Source organism: Rhizobium sp. NLR16a, from assembly GCF_017948245.1.
Classification (GTDB): Bacteria; Pseudomonadota; Alphaproteobacteria; order Rhizobiales; family Rhizobiaceae; genus Rhizobium.
Window position 1 is genome coordinate 37,086 of sequence record NZ_CP072870.1, and the last position, 20,129, is coordinate 57,214.

Below are 20,129 nucleotides of genomic sequence, written 5' to 3' on the forward strand. Positions count from 1 at the left end.
TTGTCACTTTCCGCTTGACTATTCGGGAATGTTATCGATAACATCTATCCATAACGACAGCTGCAGCTTTGGGAGGAGCCACAGTGGAAGCCAAGAGACTGCTGGAGTTCCAATCGATCACCAAAAGCTTCGGCGGCACGCAGGCGCTGCGTGACGTCTCGATCGACCTGCGCGAGGGCGAGATCCTCGCGCTGCTCGGCGAAAACGGCGCCGGCAAATCGACGCTGATCAAGACGCTGGCCGGCATCTACAAGCCCGACAACGGTGACATCTTGTTCCGCGGCCAGAGCTACCATCATCGCCCGCCGAAGCCGAACGAGCGGCAACCGGTCGCATTCATCCATCAGGATCTCGGCTTGATCGAGTGGATGACGGTCGGTGAGAATATGGGCCTGTCGCAGGGCTTCTCGATGCGCCGGGGCCTGATCGACTGGAACAGGACGCAGGCGCGCGCCAAAGAGGCCTTAAAGCTGGTCGGCTGCGATTTCGATCCGACGACGCGGGTCTCGGCCCTGTCGCGCACCGAAAAATCGCTCGTCGCCATTGCCCGCGCGCTTGCCGTCGAAGCCGACGTTCTGGTGCTCGACGAACCCACAGCGAGCCTGCCCGCCGACGAAGTCGATCGCCTGTTCAATGCGATCCGGCCGCTGAAGGAGCGCGGCGTCGGCATGATCTACGTCTCCCACAGACTGGACGAGATTTTCCGCATCGCCGATCGCGTCGCCGTGCTGCGCGACGGATGCATGGTCGGACAGAAGCCCGTCAGCGAGACCACGCCCGACGAACTGGTGACGATGATCATCGGCCGCAGCGGCGACAGTCTCTTTTCGAAGACCGAGATCAAGCCCGGCAAGGCGATCGTCAAGGTGCGCGACCTGGTCTGCGCCGGCACGAGCCCGATATCCTTCGATATAAGAGAGGGCGAGTTGCTCGGCCTTGCAGGACTGCGCGGCGCAGGCCAGGAACGCATCGGCCGCGCCTTGTTCGGCTGCGAGCCCTTCGGCGGCACGATCCTGATGCATGACCGGGCCCCGGACCTTTCAAGCCCGCTGAGCGCAATGGCGTCGGGCATCGGATTAATTGCCCGTGACCGCACGGAGGAATCCGTCGCACCATCGCTTTCCATTCGGGAAAACACCTACCTCAATCCCGGCGCTGTCGGGCGCGGGCTGTTGTCCTTCCTGTCACCGCGCGGCGAAGCCGATCTTGCCCATGCGATCGGCCATACCGTCGGCCTCAGGCCGAACGATCCGGATCTGCCTGTCGAGGCCCTGTCGGGCGGCAACCAACAGAAGGTGGTCGTCGGCCGCTGGCTGGCAACCGGCCGCAAGCTGCTGATCGCGGAAGATCCGACCGCCGGCGTCGACATCGGCGCGCGTGCGGAGATCTACCGTCTGATCACCCAGGCGCTGGAGGCCGGTCTCGCAGTCGTCGTGGTGTCGACGGATTTCGAGGAAATCGCCCATATCTGCCACCGCGCGCTGGTTTTCTCGCGCGGCAAAATCGTCAGCGAACTGACTGGAAGGGCTCTGACGACGGAGGCGGTCATCACGGCCGCATCCGCATCGGAAGCTGCTTGAGCCATCGGGAGAACAGCCATGCAATCCATTGAATCCACGGCGCTGGAGCCGACCAAAAGCGAAATGGCCGGCTTGTCCACAGGACAGAAGATCGGGCGCCTGATCCCCGTCTACGGACTGGTGATCCTGACCGTCGGCCTGATCCTGCTCTTCTCGATCATGCTGCCGGATACGTTTCCGACGGTGTTGAACGTCCGTTCGATCGTCTCCGACAAGGCGATCATTGCGCTGCTGTCGCTCGCCGCGATGATCCCGATGGCGTCGGGCCGCATCGACCTGACGGTTGGCTACGGCATCGTGCTCTGGCACATTCTTGCCATCAGCCTGCAGACGGTCTACGGCCTGCCCTGGCCGGTCGCCGTCCTCATCGTTCTTGCGCTCGGCATCCTCACCGGCTTCATCAACGGTCTGCTGGTCGAGGTGGCGAAGATCGACAGCTTCATCGCCACGCTCGGCACGGGAACGGTGCTGTACGCGCTTGCACTTTGGCACACCGGCGGCCGGCAGGTGGTCGGCGTCCTGCCGGAAGGGTTCTACGCGCTGAACGGCACCATGCTGTTCGGCCTGCCGATCACCGGCTTCTACGTGCTGCTGATCGCGATCTGCATGTGGATCGTTCTCGAATACCTGCCGATCGGCCGTTATCTCTACGCCATCGGCGCCAACCCCAAGGCCGCCGCACTCAACGGCATTCCCGTCCGCAAGTTCGTGATGGGCGCATTCGTCACCTCGGGCCTGCTGGCGGCTCTGACGGGGGTTCTCCTCGCCTCGAAGCTGCGCATCGGTCAGGCGAGCGTCGGCCTCGAATATCTCCTCCCGGCACTTGTCGGCGCATTTCTCGGATCGACGACGATCAAGCCGGGACGGGTCAACGTCTGGGGCACCCTGATCGGCGTCATCATCCTGGCGGTCGGTATATCGGGAATTCAGCAATTCGGCGGGTCGTTCTTCGTCGAACCGCTGTTCAACGGCGTAACCCTGCTGATTGCCATCGGCATTGCAGGTTACGCCCAGCGCAAGCGCGGAGCTGTGAGGAGGATCACACCCGCATCCAAATGAGGATGTCGGCGAAGCCGGCATTTCATAACAAACAAAATGGAGGAGTGAACATGAAGCGCAGGACTTTATTGCAGGCAACGGTTGCAACCGTCGCCTTTATGCTCAGCGTGCCGGCACTGGCCGATTCCATGGCGGATGCCAAAGCGGTGGTCGAAAAGTATGCGTCCAAGGTGAGCGCATGGGATGGCCCGACGAGCGGCCCCAAGGGGGCTGCGGGCAAGAACATCGTCGTCCTTGCCGGCGACATGAAGAACGGCGGCATCCTCGGCGTGGCCAACGGCGTGCAGGAAGCGGCCGGCGCGCTCGGCTGGACGGTGAAGGTACTCGACGGCGCCGGCTCGATCGGTGGGCGCACCGCGGCTTTCGGCCAGGCCATGGCGCTGAAGCCGGATGGCATCATCATCAATGGCTTTGACGCGGTCGAGCAGAAGCCGGCGATGGAAGCGGCCAAGGCTGCCGGCATCCCGATGGTGTCCTGGCACGCCGCCTCGGCCGTCGGTCCGGTTGCCGACGTCGGCGTCTTCGCCAACGTCACCACCGATGCGATGGAAGTATCGAAGTCCGCGGCAGACTGGGCCTTCGCCGATGCCGGCGGCAAGCCGGGTGTCATCATCTTCACCGACTCCACCTATGCGATCGCGATCGCCAAGGCCGACCGCATGAAAAAGGAGATCGAGGATCTCGGCGGCACGGTGCTCGAATACGTCGATACCCCGATTGCCGAAACCTCGCAGCGCATGCCGCAGCTCACCACGTCGCTCCTGCAGAAGTACGGTGCGAAATGGACGCATTCGCTGGCGATCAACGACCTCTATTACGACTTCATGGGCCCCTCGCTCGCCTCGGCCGGTATCGCCGGCGACGGAAAGCCGGTCAACGTCGCTGCCGGCGACGGTTCGGAGAGCGCCTATCAGCGCATCCGCGCCAAGCAGTTCCAGGCCGTCACGGTCGCCGAGCCGCTCAACCTCCAGGGTTGGCAACTCGTCGATGAACTGAACCGCGCCTTCGCGGGCGCTCCGTGGTCGGGCTATGTGTCGCCGCTCCACGTGGTGACCAGCGCGAATGTCGAATTCGACGGAGGGCCGAAGAACAGCTTCGATCCCGATAACGGCTATCGCGATCAATACAAGAAAATCTGGGGCAAATAAGCCTTCCCACGGGCGTATCGGAGGATACGCCCTCCCCGCCTCCGCACCACCATCAATCCAGCTCCGGCGAGTTTTGGAAAAGAGAACCCATGATTATTCGTTATGCTTTGTTTGAAGGCGAAATCCATCCCGGCAGAGAAGAGGAATTCCGCGATTTTGTCAGGCAGCGGCTCGTTCCTCTATGGACGAAATTTCCCGGAGCCGAGGAAGTCCGGGTGTTGGATGGAATGGAGCGTGACGAGGGCGCTCCGGTCTATGCCATGGCGCTTGCCATTCGTTATCCCGATATGGATGCGGTGAATGCAGCACTTCTTTCCGATGTGCGGTTCCAGAGCCGCGAGGTGACGGGTGAGCTTCTGAAGCTCTTCACCGGGAAGGTGCATCACCACGTCTTCTCTGCCAGCGAATACCCGCCGCGCGCTGCCTGACACCATGGCGAGCAGCCGTGTCTCGCCCGCGCCAGATGATTGCAAAGGTAGCAAGTCGTTCCAGGCAAATGGCAACGCGGCATTGGCCAGCGATTGGGAAGAGTTCTGATCGCCTGATCTTTCATCAGCTTCTGCCCGAAGCATAAAGCGACGAAGGGCAGCATTTGCTGCCCTTCGCGTTTTCAGCTATGCGCGGGCCGTCGCCCTGGCCGGAAGCAAGGCGTTGACCATGATTGCAACCGCGATGTTTGCCGCAAGCGCCAGCAGCCCGGTATAGACGGTGAAGGGTTCGCCGCCGAGGCTGATCAGATGCAGAGGCTTCCAGCCGGCATCCCAGACCAGGAAGGTGCCGCCGCAGAAGCCGACGAACCAGCCGGCAAGCAGGCCGGGTGCGCGGAACCAGTTGGTATAGAGGCCGAAGACGAGCGCCGGGAGCGTCTGCAGGATCCAGATGCCGCCGAGCAGCTGCAGGTCGAGTGCGAATTGCGTCGGCAGGAAGATGATGACGAGAAGCGCGCCGACCTTGACGACGAGCGACGTCACCTTCGCCACCTTGGCCTCGCCCGCATCGCTGACTTTGGGATCGACATAGGCTTTCCAGAAATTGCGGGTGAAGAGGTTGGCTGCGCCAATGCTCATCACCGCCGCCGGCACCAGTGCGCCGATGGCGATCGCCGCAAAGGCGAAGCCGGAGAACCAGCCCGAAAACAGCGTCTTGAACAGCGTGGGAACGACGTCGTTCGCACTGTCGAGCTTCAGGTTGGCAGCGTGCCCCATATAGCCGAGCAGCGCCAGCAGGCCGAGCAGCAGCGTATAGGCGGGCAGCATGATCGCGTTCTTGCGGATCGTCTTGCCGCTGTTGGAGGCGAAGATGCCGGTCAGCGTATGCGGATACATGAAGGCTGCGAGCGCCGAACCGAGAGCGAGTGTGGCATAGGCGACATATTGGTTGCCACCGAGCAGCAGATTACCGGAGCCCTTGGCCTGGAAAGCCGCATCGGCTGAGGCGAAGACATTCGCATAACCGCCGAGCTTTGATGGGATCAGCGCGACCGCTGCGATCACCACGATATAGATCATGATGTCCTTGACGAAAGCGATCAGCGCCGGTGCGCGCAGGCCCGCCGAATAGGTGTAGAGCGCCAGCACGATGAAGGCGATTGCCAGCGGCAGTTCGCCATGCAGCCCGAGCCCCTTCAGGACCGCCGTCATGCCGACGAGTTGCAGGGCGATGTAGGGCATGGTGGCGATGACGCCCGTGGCCGCGACGGCGAGTTCGAGACCGCGCGATCCGTATTGGCCATGGACGACGTCGGCCGCCGTGACATAGCCGAAATCTTTGGCGCGTTTCCACAGGACCGGCATGACCATGAAGACGAAGGGATAGACGACGATCGTATAGGGTAGCGCGAAGAAGCCGTAGGCGCCGACCGTGTAGACCAGCGCCGGCACGGCGATCACGGTATAGGCTGTATAGAAATCGCCGCCGACGAGGAACCAGGTGATCCAGGTGCCGAAGTTGCGGCCGCCGAGGCCCCATTCATCGATATGGGCGAGGGTCTCGGGCTTGCGCCAGCGGCTGGCGACGAAGCCCATGACGGTGACAAGGGCAAAGAAGAAGATGAAGACGGCAAGCGCCGTGCCGTCGATGTCAGTCGTCATGGCGAACGCTCCGATAGGCGATCCAGGTCAGCGTCGCGGTGATCGGCACCCAGAGAAGCTGATACCAGTAGAAGAAGGGAAAGCCGAAAAGCGACGGCTCACGGAGATTGTAGAATGGCGGCCAGAGCAGCCCTATGTACGGAATGATCAGCAGCCAGAGCGCTGCCTTGCTACGTGGTTTTTCCATGTCGGATACCTTTCAGGCGACGCGGGCGGCGATCGCCATGTTCCAGTTGTCGGCGTGGAAGGCGGGTCTGTCAGCCGGCTGCCGCGGCGAGCCCGGTTCGGATCGCTCGACCTTCCCGGCCGATCGAAGGCTGATGTAACGCATATGAATTCCTCCCAACGACTGACACTTGGCCAGCCGCGGATGGAGTCCTATGGCGTCGGTTTTGTCCTCACAAGATGGGCGCGGGGCCGAAATGCCGGGGCCTACCCAGAAGTGGGTAGGCGCGGATTTCCGCTGATTTTCGAGACGATACCGTGATCGAGCGCATAGCGGATGAGGCCGGCCGTGGTGGCGATGCCGAGCTTCTTCTTGAGGTTCTTGCGGTGCGTTTCCGCCGTCGCGGCGGTTATTCCGAGCGCTTCGGCGATCTCCCTGTTGCTGCTGCCGGCAACGATCAGCCCGAGAATGTCGCGCTCGCGAGGCGTCAGGGGATCACTGCCCTCTTCCGCGCGTTCGCCCATCAGCGCGTCGAAGACACCCGAGGAGAAATAGGTGCCCCCCGCAGCCACGGTGTCGATAGCCGAGACAATCTCGTCAGTCGAAACATCTTTGAGCACGTAACCGGCAGCGCCATGCATGACCGAGGAGGAGATATATTCGCGGCTGTCATGCATGGAGAGCATGACAACACGGGCCTGGGGAAGCTCGCTCCTGAACAGTTCGATCGCATCGATACCGCTGAGTTTCGGCATGTTGATGTCCATCAGCACCACCTGCGGCTGGACCTGCCGGGCGATGTCGAGACCCGTTTGGGCAAGCCCTGCGGTGCCGGCGACTTCGATATGATCGAAGGTTTCGAGGACGGCTTTCAGCCCGTCCAGCACCAGCGGATGGTTGTCGATCAGGAGCACCTTGATTTTCGGGCGTTCGGTCATGCGGCTTCCGCCTGCTTGCCGACGGGCAGATTGGCCGATCTCGGCATCATCGCCGTCAGCGTCGTGCCGGACTCGCTGCTGTTGATAAGCAGCAGGCCGCGGAAGTGGGCCATCCGCTCCTGCATGTTGCGCAGCCCGAGCCCTGATTCGCCGTCTGCGCCGTCCTTGCTGCCGTCGAAGCCGGTGCCGTTGTCTGAAATCGTCATGCGGGCGCGGCCGCCGTCGCTCCAGAGCTTCACCGAAAGCTTCGAGGCGCCCGAGTGCCGCTCGACATTGTTGAAGGCTTCCTGTGCGACGCGATAGAGGGCAGTGTTGGCCTCGGCTTTCAGCGTGCCGGTAAAGCCTGAAGCGTCGATATCAGTCTCGATCCCCGTGCGCTCGGCGAAATGATGACAGAGCGCCTCCAGCGCGGCTGTCAGGCCGAGATCGTCGAGCACGCGGGGGCGCAGATCGTGCGACAGCCGCCGGATTTCCTTGATGGCGCCGTTTAGCGCCTCGACACCACGGTCGATGGTCAGCGCTGCATCGTCGACGTTGGTCCTGACCTTGCGGCCGGCGAGATCCATCGCATAGCGCACCCCGAGAAGATTCTGGGAAATGCCGTCGTGCAGCTCGCGGGCGAGCCGCGCGCGTTCTTCCTCCTGGGTATCGATGACCCGCTGCGTCAGCTCCTTGAGTCGGCCGTCGGCCATACGGCGCTCATGGAAGGTCAGCAGCATGCAGGTCGTGAAGACGACGAGCACCGAAGGTACGGCAATCAGCGCGACGATGACGAAGGTTCGTCTGATGTTGGCGCGCATCACGGCGTTGGCGGCCGCACTCTGGGCAAAGACGTCGTCGAGATAGACGCCGGTTCCCACCACCCAGCGCCATTTGTCGAGGCTGACGACGAAGGAGAGCTTGTCGGCAACCTGCCCGGTCGAGGGTTTCTGCCATTTATATTGATGCAGGCCGCCGCCGGCCTTTGCCGTGGCGATCAGCTCGGCAATGACCTTGTCGCCGTCAGGATCGGTAAGATCCAGCCAATTCTGCCCATGCCGGAAGCTCTGGCGCGGATGAACGATATTGTTGCCGTCATAGTCATAGACGAAGAAATAGCCATCCCTGCCGTAATCGAGCGAGGTCAGAATTTCAGCCACCTGCTGCTTGGCGGCTTCGTCGTCGGGACCGGCCTTATCATAGATCGCTTGGATGGCGGACAAGGCAAGATTGGTCAGGTTGAGGATTTCGGTTTCCTTTGTCTTCAGCATGTTCTGCTCGAACGTGTCGATGCTGTTCTTTGCGAGATTTGCCGATTGCCAAGTGATGAAGGTGGTGATCGCGAGGATCGAGATGACGAGCGGAACGATCGCCAATGCGATGATCTGGTGTCGTAGCGTCAACGGTCATTCCTCCCAAGGATCTGCGCCCGGAATTATGCCCTTTGCCCGATCTGAGTCCAGTCGCTTGCCCGGGCGCGATCCTATTCCAGCGGCACGAACAGGCCGAGCTTGACGTCGCGCAGCACGACATTGGTGTGCATGCGGCGGATCTGCGGATTGTCAGCCATGATGAGGGCGGCGATATCGTCATAATGCTCGACGTCGCGGGCGGTGACGATCGCGATCAGATCGACCGCGCCGGTGACGTAATAGACCTGCTGGATATGATCCTGTTTTTCCGCCCAGACGCGGAACTTCGCCAAGGCGTCGTAATTGTCCCGCTCGATCTCCATCCCGACGATGAACACCATCGATGTTCCCGTCGCCTTCCGGTCGAGGACGGCGACCTCCGCTTTGATGATCCCTTCCTCGCGCAGGCGCTTCAACCGCCGCTGCACGGCCGAGACCGACAACCCCACCCGTTCGGCGATCGTTTCGGCCTTCAGCTGGCAGTCGCGCTGAACGATATCGAGAATGTCACGATCAAAACGATCCAGCTGTTCCATTGTCCAGTCCATTTCGGCGTTTCGCGGCTCATGCGTTCTGCCCGATTTGCCGCATGAGAAAGATTATTTTGCACATTAAATGCAGAAGAGGCAGAAATTGCGCGAAAAAACCGCGCAACTTTATCATTATCCTTCGCAAACTCATTTCAGCCGGACCCATGCATGTCGGATCAGTCCATTCCTGCTCTTCGCGTCGAAGATCTTCATAAAAGCTTCGGCTCGCAACAGGTTCTCAAGGGTATTTCGGCTGAGGCCCATAAGTCTGACGTCATCTCCATTATCGGCTCGTCCGGTTCTGGCAAGAGCACCTTCCTCAGATGCATCAATTTTCTGGAAACGCCGGATCGCGGCCGCATCGCCGTGAACGGCGAGGCGGTCGCTCTGAAGACCGGTCGCGGCGGACGGCTGCAGCCGCAGAGCTGGCGGCAGATCGAGCGGCTGCGAACCGGGCTCGGCATGGTCTTTCAGAGCTTCAATCTCTGGGCCCATCGGACCGTGCTGGAAAACGTCATCGAGGCGCCGGTGCATGTCATGGGCGTTTCCAGGCGCGAGGCGATCGAAAAGGCGGAAGCCCTGCTGCACAAGGTCGGGCTCTTCGACAAGCGTGATGCCTATCCCGCCTTTCTCTCCGGCGGCCAGCAGCAGCGCGCGGCGATCGCAAGAGCGCTCTGCGTCGATCCCGCCGTCATGCTGTTCGATGAGCCGACATCGGCGCTCGATCCCGAACTGGTTGGCGAGGTGCTGAAAGTCATCCGCGATCTGGCGGAAGAGGGCCGGACCATGCTGATCGTCACGCATGAAATGCGCTTCGCCCGCGACGTCTCGAGTCGCGTCCTCTTCCTGCACCAGGGTCGGATCGAGGAGGAAGGCACGCCGGAGCAAGTCTTCGGGGCACCTGTCAGCGCCCGCTGCCGGGAATTCACTCGTCTCAGCGCCCACTGAACCGCCATCGAGCCATCACCACAACACGAACCAGGAGAATCCTGCGAATGAAACTGCTCCCCACGCTTTTCGCCGGCGTCGCATTTGCGCTTTCCGCCGTCGCGGCACAGGCCGACGTCCGCTTCGGTGTCATGAACGAATCTTATCCGCCCTTCTTCGCCAAGGACGCTTCGGGCCAGTGGCAGGGATGGGAAATCGATCTGATGAATGCCGTCTGCGAAGAGATGAAGGAGAGGTGCTCGATCGTCGAGATCTCTTGGGATGGCCTCATTCCGGCTCTTGAGAGCAAGAAGTTCGACGTGATCTGGTCGTCGATGTCGAACACCGCGGAACGCTCGAAGGTGATCGACTTCACCGATAAATACTACAACACGCCGAGCACGCTGATCGGCCCCAAGGATCAGAAGCCGGGCGCCACGGCAGAGGACGTGAAGGGCAAGACCATCGGTATCCAAGTGTCGACGATCCAGTCGGAATATTACAAGAAGTATTTTGCCGACGTCGCCGAGGAAAAGACCTACCAGACACTCGACGAGGCTTTCCAGGATCTCGCCTCCGGCCGCATCGATTACGTCTTCGGTGATTCGCTGGCGCTTGACGCCTTCCTGAAAAGCGATGCCGGCAAGGATTGCTGCGCCAACATGGGCGATGTCGCCGACGACAAGGAGATCCTTGGGGCTGGCGTTTCCGGCGGCCTGCGCAAGGAAGATACGGAGCTGAAAGCCAAGCTGAACAAGGCGATATCAGCGGTTCGCGCCAACGGTCAGTACGACGCGATCACCAAGAAGTACTTCGACTTCGATATCTACGGCGCGAAGTAAGCACTTCTAGAGATGGCGACCGCGCAACAAGGCATTCTGGACCTGCTGTCCCCCTATCCTCCGGGATGGGGCGGCGTTCTCTTGGCAGGTGCAGTCTCCACGGTCGCCATCTCGGCCTGCGCCTTTGCCGTCGGTCTGCTGCTCGGCACGGGCGGCGCGCTGGGAAAGCTTTCGGGCAATCCAGTGCTCCGCCTGCTGCTTGATTTCTATACCACCGTCATTCGCGCTGTTCCCGAGCTGATCCTGATCGTCGGGCTCTATTATGCCGGCACCGACGGCCTCAACCGGCTGCTGGCGGCTTTCAATCTGCCGCCGCTCGAGGTGAACGGTTTCGTCGCCGCCGTCGCCGTGCTCGGCTTCGTGCAGGGCGCCTATATGACCGAGGTGCTGCGCGGCGCGATCCTCGCCATTCCCGTCGGCCAGATTGAAGCCGCCAAGGCTTTCGGCATGGGACCGGTGCTGCGGTTCCGCCGCATCCTGCTGCCGGCGCTGTTGCCGAACGCGCTGCCGGGGCTTGCTAATTTGTGGATGTCGGTGACCAAGGATAGCGCGCTGGTCGCCGTCGTCGGCTATCAGGAACTGGCGCTCGCCACCCGTCTCGCCGGGGCAAGCACCAAACATTACTTCGTGTTTTTCCTCGCCTCGGCTCTTCTCTATCTCGCCATCACACTCGCTTCCAACGTCGTCTTCAAACTGATCGAAGGGCGGGTGCGGCGGGGACAGCCGCGTCTGGCCTGAAGAAAGCGCGCCATGAGTTTCACCTGGATCTCCTCCTATTGGCCGCTGCTTCTGACCGGCGCCTGGCAGACCGTAGCGCTGCTGGTCATATCAGTGGTGCTCGGTTTCGTGATCGCCATCGGTCTCGCTTTCGCACAGGTCAGCGGCGGCAGGCTGACGCGGCTTGCCGCCCGCGGCTACTGCACCTTCTTCCGCGGCACGCCACTGCTGATCCAGCTTTGGCTCCTCTATTACGGGGTCGGCTCGCTGCTGCCGATGATCCCTGGCATCCGCCAGAGCCTGTTTTGGCCGATCCTGCGCGAGGGGTTTTTCTTCGCTTCCGTCAGCTTCACGCTGAATTATGCGGCCTATGAGGCCGAGGTGCTGCGCGGTGCGCTGCTTGCCGTTCCCAAGGGCGAGCTTGAAGCCGGTCGGGCCTTCGGCCTGTCGCCCTGGAAGCTAACCCGCCGTATCTGGTTGCCGCGCGCCATTCGCATCGCCCTGCCGACCATTGCCGGAGAGATCGTCATGCAGCTCAAGGCGACGCCGCTCGCCTTCACCGTGACGGTGATGGATCTCTACGCCGCCGCCAACAAGGTTCGCCAGGACACGTTGCTCGTCTACGAACCGCTCATCGTCGTCACCCTCTTTTATCTCGTCCTGACCGCCGTTATCGCCCGCGTCTTTCGAGGTCTCGAAGCGCAGGTGCCGGTTCGCCGCTAGGCGGAAGCTCGCCACTTTATTTTGAAAAGCCCGCCGCCGATGACGGCGCGACAGCCTGGATGGAGACTACCTCATGAGCACAACGCGAATTCTCGATGGCGGCATGAGCCGCGAGCTTCTGCGGCTGGGCGCCGAACTGAAGCAGCCGGAATGGTCGGCGCTGGCGCTGATGAATTCGCCCGACATCGTGCGGGAGGTACACAGGGAATTCATCGCCGCCGGCTCTGAGATCATTACGACGAACAGCTATGCGCTCGTGCCCTTCCATATCGGTGAAGACCGATTTCAGCAGGCGGGGCCTGCTCTGATTCGCCTTGCCGGGCGCCTGGCGCGGGAGGCTGCCGATGCCGTAACCGGCCGGAGAGTGCTGGTCGCCGGCTCGCTGCCACCGATCTTCGGCTCCTACGAGCCTGAGAATTTCCAGCCTTCCCGGGTGCAGGACTATCTCAAGGTGCTGGTCGAAAACCTCGCTCCCTTCGTCGACCTGTGGCTCGGCGAAACTTTGAGCCTGATTGCCGAGGGCGAGGCCGTCCGCGAGGCAGTGGCGGCATCGGGCAAGCCGTTCTGGATTTCGTTCACACTGGCGGATGACGAGGCGGCGACCAGGGGCGGCGCGCCTAAACTCCGCTCCGGCGAAAGCGCCGAGGAGGCGGCTTCCTGGGCGGTGTCGTCGGGTGCTGAGGCTTTCCTGTTCAATTGCAGCAAGCCGGAGGTCATGCAGCGCGCGGTCGAGACGGCGGCACGGGTGTTCCGGGAGAGGAATGCGCAGATCGAAATCGGCGTCTATGCCAATGCCTTCGAAGGAGAAACGGGCGAGGGAGCCGCCAATGAAGGCCTGCACGATACCCGTAATGACCTGAACGACGACGCCTATTCGCGCTTTGCCTGTTCCTGGGCCGAAGCGGGTGCCACGATCATCGGCGGCTGCTGCGGCATCGGCGCTGCCCATATTCATCGCCTCGGCAGGACGCTTTCGCGCTGAGGCGATATCTTGGCCGCGGGTGACGGTCGCCGTGCCGCCGCTCAGCCCTTGATTGTTTCGAGCATATTCATGTGATGATGGCGCAGGTCGCCCATTCCGCCTCGGCGACGGGCGTCTGTCACTTCTTTCGCGAAGCTTGCCGTTCACCCATTCGCGGTGGCTTGGGGAGATCTGATGGGCCACGCAAAGCGGAGCGGCCGTGGCTTATCGTCGATGGATGGGTTGATCGCTGCGACCGCGGTTGCTCACGATCTTGCCCTTGCGACGCGCAACACCAGGGGCTTCGAAGGTTTTGGAATCGAGCTCGTGGATCCATGGGTCGGGTGAAACGCTGTTAGGGCAACATCTCCATCGAGACGGGCGAGCGCATCTTCCATGTGCCGGTGCAGCGATATTACGAGCAGACGAAGATCAGCCCAAAGTTGGGCCGCCGGCCGGCGGAAATCGAAATCGTAATGTGCGAAGATGGCCTGAACTCGAAAGGCCCCTTGCACAGCGGCGTTCATTTCTGGACGTATCGCCCGGCTTTCGCGGTCGATCGTCGAAATCGCTAAGTAAGAAATTGCGCAGACATTAATGCGCCCTAAGGAGACTTCGCCGGCGATCTGGATCGATCTCACCTCTCCGAGTCCAATCACGGTCCATTGACCCGCTTGAAGTTTCCCCGTTTCCGCTCAAAGCGATGCACCGCCCGACACTCGGGCGCTGTTTTTCGCCAGTGACGCGATGATCGCGTCAAGTCGCTGAGATTGTTTTCCGCGTCGACCAATGCCGCCTCTGCGGTCGTCAGCCGCGAGCCCTCCTACGGCGCCGTGTCAGATAAGCTCTTTTGGATAGATATTCGCCGTGCCCTAGGGGGTTACAGTCTCCGCCCGAAATGACGGAGATGGGGCATGCGTCACAATAATCGCAATCCGCAGAGATCAGTGCTGTTCGAGGCGCCGGGGTTGCTCATCGGCGCTCTCGCATTTGGCGCCGCCGGCGGCTGACTGTCAGCGACTTGCTCGCCTTATGGAGCACTTCAGGCCGCTCCGGACAGTCGTTCAGGATCAAGGGCAACATCCCATCGAGACGAGCGAGCGCATCTTTCATGTGCCGGTGCAGCGATACTACGAGCAGACTAAGATCAACCCCAAGTACGGAGAACGGCGGTTCCGCTCGGAATTCGGAGCTTGGGCCGCCGGCTGGCGGAAATCGAAATCGTAGTGAGCGGAGAGGACAACACGCCATCGCACACGCCGCTCGTCAACACCAGTAACGACTGGTGCGAATAAATCCTCAATAAGAGATCGATGCACGGAACCTTACCGATCCTATCTTATTGTATTAGCAGGAAAGCACGGGTGTTCCTCCTGTGCGATCCGTGTTGCAAGACTTGCCCCGTTTCGGCGGGGCTTTTTTGTCCGGCATCGTACCGGAACTGCATTGGGACAACGAAGTTGACTCACCGGATCGCGGGCGAGAGGTAGTAACTTCGGATCGCACATGCCTTTCACCTAGCGATCCACCCCATCCAAGAGTTGGGTCGTGCGGAGGCAATTTTCCCGTCCGCTCCCAAGCGACGCTCCGGACGGCCCGACACTTTCGACGATCTCACCTCATTTCACGAAGCCATCGGCAAACGAATCATAAGAACTGCCCCGGCTGTGCGGCCGGAGCTGTCTTCATTCCTCTATCCCATTTGCGAGTTGCTAACGGCTGCCCGCAAAGCATCCGTCAATGCAATCCAAATAGGTTCAGCAGTTGCTCGCGGTGGCGGACGAATTCCGTCGCGCTGCGGTCGCGGGGTCGGGGCAGATCGATGTCGATCAGGCGCGGCTCGGCTCCTTTTTCCCGTGGCAGGATCAGGATCCGGTCGGCGAGATAAATCGCCTCCTCGAGATCGTGCGTGACGAGAATGGTCGTCACATCCTCATCGCGCCAGATCCGGGCGAGCTCCTGTTGCATGCCGATCTTGGTCATCGCGTCGAGCGCACCAAGCGGTTCGTCGAGCAGCAGGATTTCGGGCTGGACGACAAGTGCGCGGGCGATGCCGACGCGCTGCGCCATGCCTCCCGAGAGCTGCCGGGGGTAGGCGGCTTCGAATTGCTGCAGGCCGACGAGCTTGACGTAGCGGCGCGCCCTCTCCCTCGCCTGTTGACGCGTCAGACCTCTCGTTTCCAGGCCGAATGCCACGTTGTCGAGTACATCAAGCCAGGGAAGAAGGCGCGGCTCCTGGAAGATGACGGCGCGTTCGGCGCCGACTCCTCGTATTGCCTTGCCGTCGACCAGCACCTCTCCGGTATCGGAATCCTCAAGTCCGGCCAGAACCCTGAGCAGGGTCGTCTTGCCCGAACCGCTGGCGCCGACGATGGCGAGGCTTTCGCCGGAGCGGATATGGAGATTGATATCCTTCAGAACCTGCAGCGATTTGCCGTTCAGCTTGTAGGATTTGGAGAGGCGACGGATCGTCACCTCCCCGCGGCGAATGTTCTCAGCGACGCTCATCACGCCTCCTCAATTGCTCGCCGGTTTGGCGTCGGCCGTATAGAGGATGTCCTTGGCCGCCAGTTGGCCCTGCTTCAGTTTGCCTTCGCGAACCAGCACGTCGATCCAGAACTGGATGTCGCGCTCGACCGGGAGACCGCCGGCGCGCACGCCGTAGCCGCGGAAATACTGTGCGATATCAGCGTTCTCGCCGCGTTCGGCTAACGCCTTGGCCAGGATCTTCTTGGTTTCCTCGGGATGCTCGCGGGCATAGTCGAGGGCGCGGGCCGACTGTTCGACGAAGATTTTCGAGGCTTCCGGATGTTGCTTGATGAAATCGCGGCGCAGGACGACGAAGCCGCCGGCGATGTCGCCAAGTACGTCGGTATCGTCGAAAACCGGGCGCAGGCCGCCGTTCTTCAGCGCTGCACCCTCGAAGGTTGTCTGCCAATAACCGAAGGCGGCGATATCGACCTGCTTGGAGCGCAGTACCTGTTCGAGCTGCGGCCCGGGAACGACGACCTGGTTGGCGGAGTCGCTCGGCAGCCCGACCGAATGCAATGCCTCGCGGATCGTGTAGTCAAGATGCGCGCCGAGCGTGTTGACCGCGATGCTCTTGCCGACGATGTCCTTGATCGTTTTGATCGGGCTGTCTTCCAGCACGTAGAAGGTCGACTGCACCTCGTCATTGATGCCGTTCGACGGATAGGCGGCGACGAAGTCGTTGCCGCCGATGATCGAATTGAGGACGGCGGAGGTGGCGGCGCTGCCGATCTCGACATCGCCGGACGCCAGGGCGATGAGAGAGGCCGGTCCGCCCTGGGCATAGCCGACATTCTCCAGTGTGATGCCGGTACCGTCGAAATAGCCGAGTTCGGCGGCAAGTTCATGGGCGGCAAGACCGCCCTGGCTAGCGAGGTAGCGCAGCTTGACCGTGTCGGTGGCTGCGGCCGGCGTGGCAAGACCGAGAGCGATCACAGCCGGCAGAAGAAGATTGCGGGGGTGGAATGTCATGGAATATCCTTTCGGAAGAGGAGATTTGCGGGAAGCGGGTTACGTGCTCGGCTGAGACCAGCGGCAGAGACGGCGCTGCAGGAGAACGAGCAGGGCATTCGCGGCAAGCCCAAGGAAGGCGAGCAGCAGGATCGCCGCAAACATCAGCGGGATCTGGAAATTGTACTGGGCGTTCATCACCTGAAAGCCGATGCCCTTGTTGGCGCCGATCATCTCGGCAGCGATCAGCAGCAGAAGCGCCGTCGTCGCCGAAAGTCGCAAGCCGACGAAAATCGCCGGGACGGAGGCCGGCAGAATGACGCGGCGAAAGACGGTCAGCGGTCCGGCGCCATAGGTGCGAGCCATTTCGATGAGCTTCTTGTCCACTTCCTTGACGCCGCCGATCGTCGAGAGCAGCACGGGAAACAGTGTCGCCCAGAAGATCACGAATATCTTGGAGGTTTCACCGAGCCCGAGCAGCAGGATGAAGACCGGATAGAGAGCCAGCGCCGAGGTCTGCCGGAAGAGCTGCAGGATCGGGTCGAGCGCCTGTTCAACCAGGCGGAATTGGCCCATGAACAGGCCGAGCGGAATACCGACAACAACCGCGAAGGCGAAAGCGGTTCCGGAGCGCTGCAGGCTGATGGCGATGTCATCGAGCAAGGCGCCATTGGCAAGATTGGTCCACAGCGCCGACAGGATCACGTTCAAGGGCGGGAAGACGGCGGGATTGATCCAGCCTCTGGTGCTCGACACCTGCCAGAGCACGAGGAAGCTGATGAGCAGACCGTAGCGCGGCAGAAATGCCGCGAGCACTCCGCGCACATGGGAAACCAGAGGAGAACTACTGCCTTTGCTGCTTTTCAGACGGTCGAAGCTTCTCGGAAGAGCCTGGTTGATCTCGTAGGCCATGGATTTCTCCTCACTCCGCTGCCTCAAGGACGGTGCGTCCGGCAGCCCAGCGGTTCGTCGGGAAAGGCAGGCCGAGGTTTTCCCGGAGCGTCTTGCCCTCGTAGGCCGTGCGGAACAGGCCGCGGCGTTGGAGTTCCGGAATAACCAGATCGACAAAGTCCTCGAGCGCCGTCGGCAGCCAGGGTGGCAAAATGTTGAAGCCGTCGGCCGCTTCGTTCTCGAACCATGTCTGCAGCGTATCGGCGATCTGCTCTGCCGTGCCGACGATAGTGTAGTGCCCTCGGGCCGAGGCGATCCACTGGTAGAGCTGGCGGATGGTGAAGTTGTTTTCGTCTGCGATCTGACGGATGAGTGCCTGGCGGCTTTTCATGCCTTCCGTCGGCGGTGCGGGCGGAAGAGGCCCGTCGAGATCGTAGCCGTGCAGGTCGAGCGTGCCGCCGGTGAGGCCGTTGAGCAGGCCGATCCCGTCTTCTTCGAGGATGAGCGAGGTCAGGCGATCATACTTCTCGCGTGCCTCCGCCTCGGTCCTGCCGACGAAGGCGGATACGCCGGGCATGACGAGGATATGATCGGGATTGCGGCCGAGGCTGCGGGCGCGTGCCTTGATATCGCGGTAGAACTCCTGGGCGGTTTCGATATGCTGGTGGGCGGTGAAGATGACTTCGGCGGTTGCTGCGGCAAGTCCGCGGCCGTCTTCCGACTGTCCGGCCTGCACGATAACGGGATGCCCCTGTGGCGAGCGCGAGACGTTGAGTGGGCCGCGCACGCTGAAATGTTCGCCGCGGTGGTCGGTGTCGTGCAGCTTCGCCGGATCGAAGAAGACGCCGGTCTCCTTGTCGCGGATGAACGCGTCGTCCTCGAAGCTCTCCCAGAGTTTGCGGACGACATCGACATGCTCGGCGGCGCGGCGATATCGTTCGGCATGCGGCAGCTGCGTTTCACGGTTGAAGTTTTGCGCGGTGAGATCGCCCGTCGTGGTGACCACGTTCCAGCCGGCACGGCCATCCGAGATCAGATCCAGCGAGGCGAACTTGCGGGCTGTCGTATAGGGCTCCTCGTAGGTGGTCGAGGAGGTCGCGATAAAGCCGAGGTGAGTGGTGAGCGGCGCAAGAGCGGAGAACAAGGTGACGGGCTCGAAGCCGGCCACGCGGGCGTTGCCGCCTTCACGCGCTCCGCCGAAACCGACCGCCAATCCATCGGCCAGGAAGTAAGCATCGAAGAGGCCGCGTTCGGCCGTGAGTGCCAGCTGCTTGTGAAACTCGAAACTGGTCGCACCGTCGACCGGCTGGTCGGGATGCCGCCACGATGCAACATGCTGTCCACCGCCAGGAAGAAATGCCCCAAGCCTGATTTTGCGCGTCATTTGCGTCCTCTCCGTTCACCGGCGACAGCCTGTCTTGCCAAGCAGCAAGGCAGAAATACCTGTCGCTGAGAACATCAGAATACGTACTCTATAAATTTAATAGAGAAACTTCATTCCGTAGTTTCGGTAGAAGGGTGAATAGATTTGCGGGATTGGACTGAATCCCGAAATCAACATCGAAGCGCAGAACAACACATGGCCTGTCCTGCGGCGGCTCTTCGACATGCAACTGTGATTTAAGGAAGCACACAGCGCGTTAAGGGAAGCACGCTGAGCGGTGCGGCTTCCTTCAGCAAGTCACGCCGGCGGTGTTCGTGTCCGGGGTGTCAGCCCCGTTTCGGCCTGGCCGGGGCATGCTCCAGGCCGGCGGCGGCCTTTTTCAGGCAGTCGAGGTAGCGGTCGCGGTTGGCGATGCCGTCATCGCGCGGCGTGACCAGGCAGAGCGTTGCGGCCGCATGACCCTCCTCGCCCCGCACCGGCACGGCAAAACAATGGGTAAAGCTGTCGACGATGCTGTTGAAGGTGAAGAGACCTTCTCGCTCGGCCTGGCGGACCTCGACGATGAAGCTTGGCGGATCGAGCCAATCGCCGTTCGGCAGACGAAAATCCTGCGACGGGATGAAGTTCAGGATTTCCTGATCCGACAGATGCGCGACGAGCAGACGTCCGGAGGCAGTCCACGGGATCGGCACCGACTGACCGATATCGGTCGAAATGCGGAATGGCCGCGCGCCTTCGCGCATGCGCACGACCGTATATTTATTTCCGTCCAGCATGCAGAACTGCGCCGTCTCCCGCGTTTCGTCGGCGAGCTGCTCCAGTGCGGCCTCGCATTCGCGGGTGAAATCGAAATGGTTTTCATAGGCGGCGCCGAGGAAATAGAGCTTACGGCCGAGATAGACGCGCCCCTCGCCGCCCGTGAATTCCAGAATGCCATTGCTCAGCAGCAAGTTGACGAGCTCATAAACCGATGAGCGCGGCGCGCCGATCTGCGCTGCGATTTCATTCGGCTTCAAAGCCTGCCGCTTCTGGCGCAGGAAATCGAGGATTTCGAAGGCACGGTCGAGCCCTCGGGCACGCTTGCCGATTGCTTCGTCCTGAATTGCGTCCATTGCTGTCGATCCCAATTTCTGTTTGGCCAAGCTTTTCAAACCCTCTGCCGCATCTGTCAACCAATCCTGTTGTTCCCGGCCGCGAAAATTTTTTTCATCCCTCTTGCGAGGCGGAAAAATCGGCATAAGATCGGCCGTCCGTTATTTAGAGCATATGTACGTTATAGTGGACAAAAACAGATGGCAAGCG

General features: G+C 61.4%; 20 protein-coding genes and 3 pseudogenes. 12 read left to right on the forward strand and 11 right to left on the reverse strand.

Annotated elements, in window-relative coordinates; translation table 11 throughout:
- Nucleotides 1–83 precede the first annotated feature (83 nt).
- The 4 genes from J7U39_RS29095 to J7U39_RS29110 all read left to right on the forward strand — a co-directional run bounded on the left by J7U39_RS29095 (nt 84) and on the right by J7U39_RS29110 (nt 4,215).
- A complete protein-coding gene (locus J7U39_RS29095; RefSeq protein WP_210633439.1) occupies nt 84–1,580 on the forward strand; it encodes a sugar ABC transporter ATP-binding protein in 1,497 nt (498 codons plus the stop codon).
- Between the two features lie 18 nt (nt 1,581–1,598).
- Nucleotides 1,599–2,639 (forward strand): ABC transporter permease, encoded by a 1,041-nt coding sequence (locus J7U39_RS29100; protein WP_210633440.1) that lies wholly within the window; start codon nt 1,599–1,601, stop codon nt 2,637–2,639.
- A gap of 50 nt (nt 2,640–2,689) precedes the next feature.
- Nucleotides 2,690–3,787: a substrate-binding domain-containing protein gene (locus J7U39_RS29105; RefSeq protein ID WP_210633441.1), complete on the forward strand. Its 1,098-nt coding sequence runs from the start codon at nt 2,690–2,692 to the stop codon at nt 3,785–3,787.
- An 89-nt stretch (nt 3,788–3,876) separates the two neighbouring features.
- Entirely contained in the window at nt 3,877–4,215 is a 339-nt protein-coding gene (locus J7U39_RS29110) for a hypothetical protein (RefSeq protein WP_210633442.1), read from the forward strand.
- 186 nt (nt 4,216–4,401) lie between these two features.
- On the opposite strand, the gene mctP is transcribed toward J7U39_RS29110, so the two are convergent.
- From mctP to J7U39_RS29135, 6 genes are all read right to left on the reverse strand, one after another.
- Nucleotides 4,402–5,877, reverse strand: a complete 1,476-nt coding sequence (mctP, locus tag J7U39_RS29115; RefSeq protein WP_210633443.1) for a sodium:solute symporter family protein — start codon at nt 5,875–5,877, stop codon at nt 4,402–4,404.
- A complete protein-coding gene (locus J7U39_RS29120) occupies nt 5,867–6,064 on the reverse strand; it encodes a DUF3311 domain-containing protein (RefSeq protein WP_007539443.1) in 198 nt (65 codons plus the stop codon). The genes mctP and J7U39_RS29120 overlap by 11 nt, the downstream gene beginning before the upstream one ends.
- Before the next feature lie 12 nt (nt 6,065–6,076).
- The gene (locus J7U39_RS32215) at nt 6,077–6,208 is read right to left on the reverse strand and encodes a hypothetical protein (RefSeq protein WP_259665290.1); all 132 of its coding nucleotides are present in this window, start codon (nt 6,206–6,208) and stop codon (nt 6,077–6,079) included.
- Nucleotides 6,209–6,309: 101 nt separating this feature from the next.
- Complete coding sequence (locus J7U39_RS29125; RefSeq protein ID WP_210633444.1) at nt 6,310–6,981, reverse strand: response regulator transcription factor; 672 nt, start codon at nt 6,979–6,981, stop codon at nt 6,310–6,312.
- On the reverse strand, nt 6,978–8,363 hold the full coding sequence (locus J7U39_RS29130) for a cache domain-containing protein (protein ID WP_210633445.1): 1,386 nt from the start codon (nt 8,361–8,363) through the stop codon (nt 6,978–6,980). The genes J7U39_RS29125 and J7U39_RS29130 overlap by 4 nt, the downstream gene beginning before the upstream one ends.
- 80 nt (nt 8,364–8,443) lie before the next feature.
- Nucleotides 8,444–8,908 carry an Lrp/AsnC family transcriptional regulator gene (locus tag J7U39_RS29135; RefSeq protein WP_064807195.1) on the reverse strand — a complete coding sequence of 155 codons (465 nt, stop codon included), beginning with the start codon at nt 8,906–8,908 and terminating at the stop codon, nt 8,444–8,446.
- A 162-nt stretch (nt 8,909–9,070) separates the two neighbouring features.
- Between J7U39_RS29135 and J7U39_RS29140 the strand changes: the two genes are divergently transcribed.
- From J7U39_RS29140 to J7U39_RS29170, 8 genes and pseudogenes are all read left to right on the forward strand, one after another.
- Entirely contained in the window at nt 9,071–9,850 is a 780-nt protein-coding gene (locus tag J7U39_RS29140) for an ATP-binding cassette domain-containing protein (RefSeq protein ID WP_210633446.1), read from the forward strand.
- Between the two features lie 47 nt (nt 9,851–9,897).
- A complete protein-coding gene (locus tag J7U39_RS29145; RefSeq protein ID WP_210633447.1) occupies nt 9,898–10,671 on the forward strand; it encodes a transporter substrate-binding domain-containing protein in 774 nt (257 codons plus the stop codon).
- Between the two features lie 12 nt (nt 10,672–10,683).
- Complete coding sequence (locus J7U39_RS29150) at nt 10,684–11,409, forward strand: ABC transporter permease subunit (RefSeq protein WP_210633448.1); 726 nt, start codon at nt 10,684–10,686, stop codon at nt 11,407–11,409.
- Between the two features lie 12 nt (nt 11,410–11,421).
- The gene (locus J7U39_RS29155) at nt 11,422–12,111 is read left to right on the forward strand and encodes an ABC transporter permease (RefSeq protein WP_210633449.1); all 690 of its coding nucleotides are present in this window, start codon (nt 11,422–11,424) and stop codon (nt 12,109–12,111) included.
- A gap of 73 nt (nt 12,112–12,184) precedes the next feature.
- Nucleotides 12,185–13,093 carry a homocysteine S-methyltransferase family protein gene (locus J7U39_RS29160; protein ID WP_210633450.1) on the forward strand — a complete coding sequence of 303 codons (909 nt, stop codon included), beginning with the start codon at nt 12,185–12,187 and terminating at the stop codon, nt 13,091–13,093.
- 153 nt (nt 13,094–13,246) lie between these two features.
- A pseudogene (locus J7U39_RS32080) lies at nt 13,247–13,420 on the forward strand (VapC toxin family PIN domain ribonuclease); the annotation flags it as partial.
- Between the two features lie 11 nt (nt 13,421–13,431).
- Nucleotides 13,432–13,515 (forward strand): annotated as a pseudogene (locus tag J7U39_RS32085) (succinoglycan biosynthesis protein exoi); the annotation flags it as partial.
- 471 nt (nt 13,516–13,986) lie between these two features.
- Nucleotides 13,987–14,299 (forward strand): annotated as a pseudogene (locus J7U39_RS29170) (succinoglycan biosynthesis protein exoi).
- A 510-nt stretch (nt 14,300–14,809) separates the two neighbouring features.
- On the opposite strand, the gene J7U39_RS29175 reads toward J7U39_RS29170, so the two are convergent.
- The 5 genes from J7U39_RS29175 to J7U39_RS29195 all read right to left on the reverse strand — a co-directional run bounded on the left by J7U39_RS29175 (nt 14,810) and on the right by J7U39_RS29195 (nt 19,939).
- Entirely contained in the window at nt 14,810–15,580 is a 771-nt protein-coding gene (locus J7U39_RS29175; RefSeq protein ID WP_210633452.1) for an ABC transporter ATP-binding protein, read from the reverse strand.
- Between the two features lie 9 nt (nt 15,581–15,589).
- Nucleotides 15,590–16,573 (reverse strand): ABC transporter substrate-binding protein, encoded by a 984-nt coding sequence (locus J7U39_RS29180; RefSeq protein ID WP_210633453.1) that lies wholly within the window; start codon nt 16,571–16,573, stop codon nt 15,590–15,592.
- Between the two features lie 39 nt (nt 16,574–16,612).
- Complete coding sequence (locus J7U39_RS29185) at nt 16,613–17,464, reverse strand: ABC transporter permease (protein ID WP_210633454.1); 852 nt, start codon at nt 17,462–17,464, stop codon at nt 16,613–16,615.
- Nucleotides 17,465–17,474: 10 nt separating this feature from the next.
- Nucleotides 17,475–18,827: an LLM class flavin-dependent oxidoreductase gene (locus tag J7U39_RS29190; RefSeq protein WP_210633455.1), complete on the reverse strand. Its 1,353-nt coding sequence runs from the start codon at nt 18,825–18,827 to the stop codon at nt 17,475–17,477.
- A gap of 326 nt (nt 18,828–19,153) precedes the next feature.
- Nucleotides 19,154–19,939, reverse strand: coding sequence for an IclR family transcriptional regulator (locus tag J7U39_RS29195; RefSeq protein ID WP_210633456.1), 786 nt, complete (start codon nt 19,937–19,939; stop codon nt 19,154–19,156).
- Nucleotides 19,940–20,129: the final 190 nt, after the last annotated feature.

Bases quoted from the DNA above. Each gene is read 5' to 3' on its own strand.
- J7U39_RS29150 (WP_210633448.1), top strand. From the start codon at position 10,684: ATGGCGACCGCGCAACAAGGCATTCTGGACCTGCTGTCCCCCTATCCT.
- J7U39_RS29140 (WP_210633446.1), top strand. From the start codon at position 9,071: ATGTCGGATCAGTCCATTCCTGCTCTTCGCGTCGAAGATCTTCATAAA.
- J7U39_RS29180 (WP_210633453.1), bottom strand. From the start codon at position 16,573: ATGACATTCCACCCCCGCAATCTTCTTCTGCCGGCTGTGATCGCTCTC.
- mctP (WP_210633443.1), bottom strand. From the start codon at position 5,877: ATGACGACTGACATCGACGGCACGGCGCTTGCCGTCTTCATCTTCTTC.
- J7U39_RS29100 (WP_210633440.1), top strand. From the start codon at position 1,599: ATGCAATCCATTGAATCCACGGCGCTGGAGCCGACCAAAAGCGAAATG.
- J7U39_RS29175 (WP_210633452.1), bottom strand. From the start codon at position 15,580: ATGAGCGTCGCTGAGAACATTCGCCGCGGGGAGGTGACGATCCGTCGC.
- J7U39_RS29160 (WP_210633450.1), top strand. From the start codon at position 12,185: ATGAGCACAACGCGAATTCTCGATGGCGGCATGAGCCGCGAGCTTCTG.
- J7U39_RS29145 (WP_210633447.1), top strand. From the start codon at position 9,898: ATGAAACTGCTCCCCACGCTTTTCGCCGGCGTCGCATTTGCGCTTTCC.
- J7U39_RS29105 (WP_210633441.1), top strand. From the start codon at position 2,690: ATGAAGCGCAGGACTTTATTGCAGGCAACGGTTGCAACCGTCGCCTTT.
- J7U39_RS29120 (WP_007539443.1), bottom strand. From the start codon at position 6,064: ATGGAAAAACCACGTAGCAAGGCAGCGCTCTGGCTGCTGATCATTCCG.
- J7U39_RS29190 (WP_210633455.1), bottom strand. From the start codon at position 18,827: ATGACGCGCAAAATCAGGCTTGGGGCATTTCTTCCTGGCGGTGGACAG.
- J7U39_RS29125 (WP_210633444.1), bottom strand. From the start codon at position 6,981: ATGACCGAACGCCCGAAAATCAAGGTGCTCCTGATCGACAACCATCCG.
- J7U39_RS29195 (WP_210633456.1), bottom strand. From the start codon at position 19,939: ATGGACGCAATTCAGGACGAAGCAATCGGCAAGCGTGCCCGAGGGCTC.
- J7U39_RS29155 (WP_210633449.1), top strand. From the start codon at position 11,422: ATGAGTTTCACCTGGATCTCCTCCTATTGGCCGCTGCTTCTGACCGGC.
- J7U39_RS29135 (WP_064807195.1), bottom strand. From the start codon at position 8,908: ATGGAACAGCTGGATCGTTTTGATCGTGACATTCTCGATATCGTTCAG.
- J7U39_RS29185 (WP_210633454.1), bottom strand. From the start codon at position 17,464: ATGGCCTACGAGATCAACCAGGCTCTTCCGAGAAGCTTCGACCGTCTG.
- J7U39_RS32215 (WP_259665290.1), bottom strand. From the start codon at position 6,208: ATGCGTTACATCAGCCTTCGATCGGCCGGGAAGGTCGAGCGATCCGAA.
- J7U39_RS29110 (WP_210633442.1), top strand. From the start codon at position 3,877: ATGATTATTCGTTATGCTTTGTTTGAAGGCGAAATCCATCCCGGCAGA.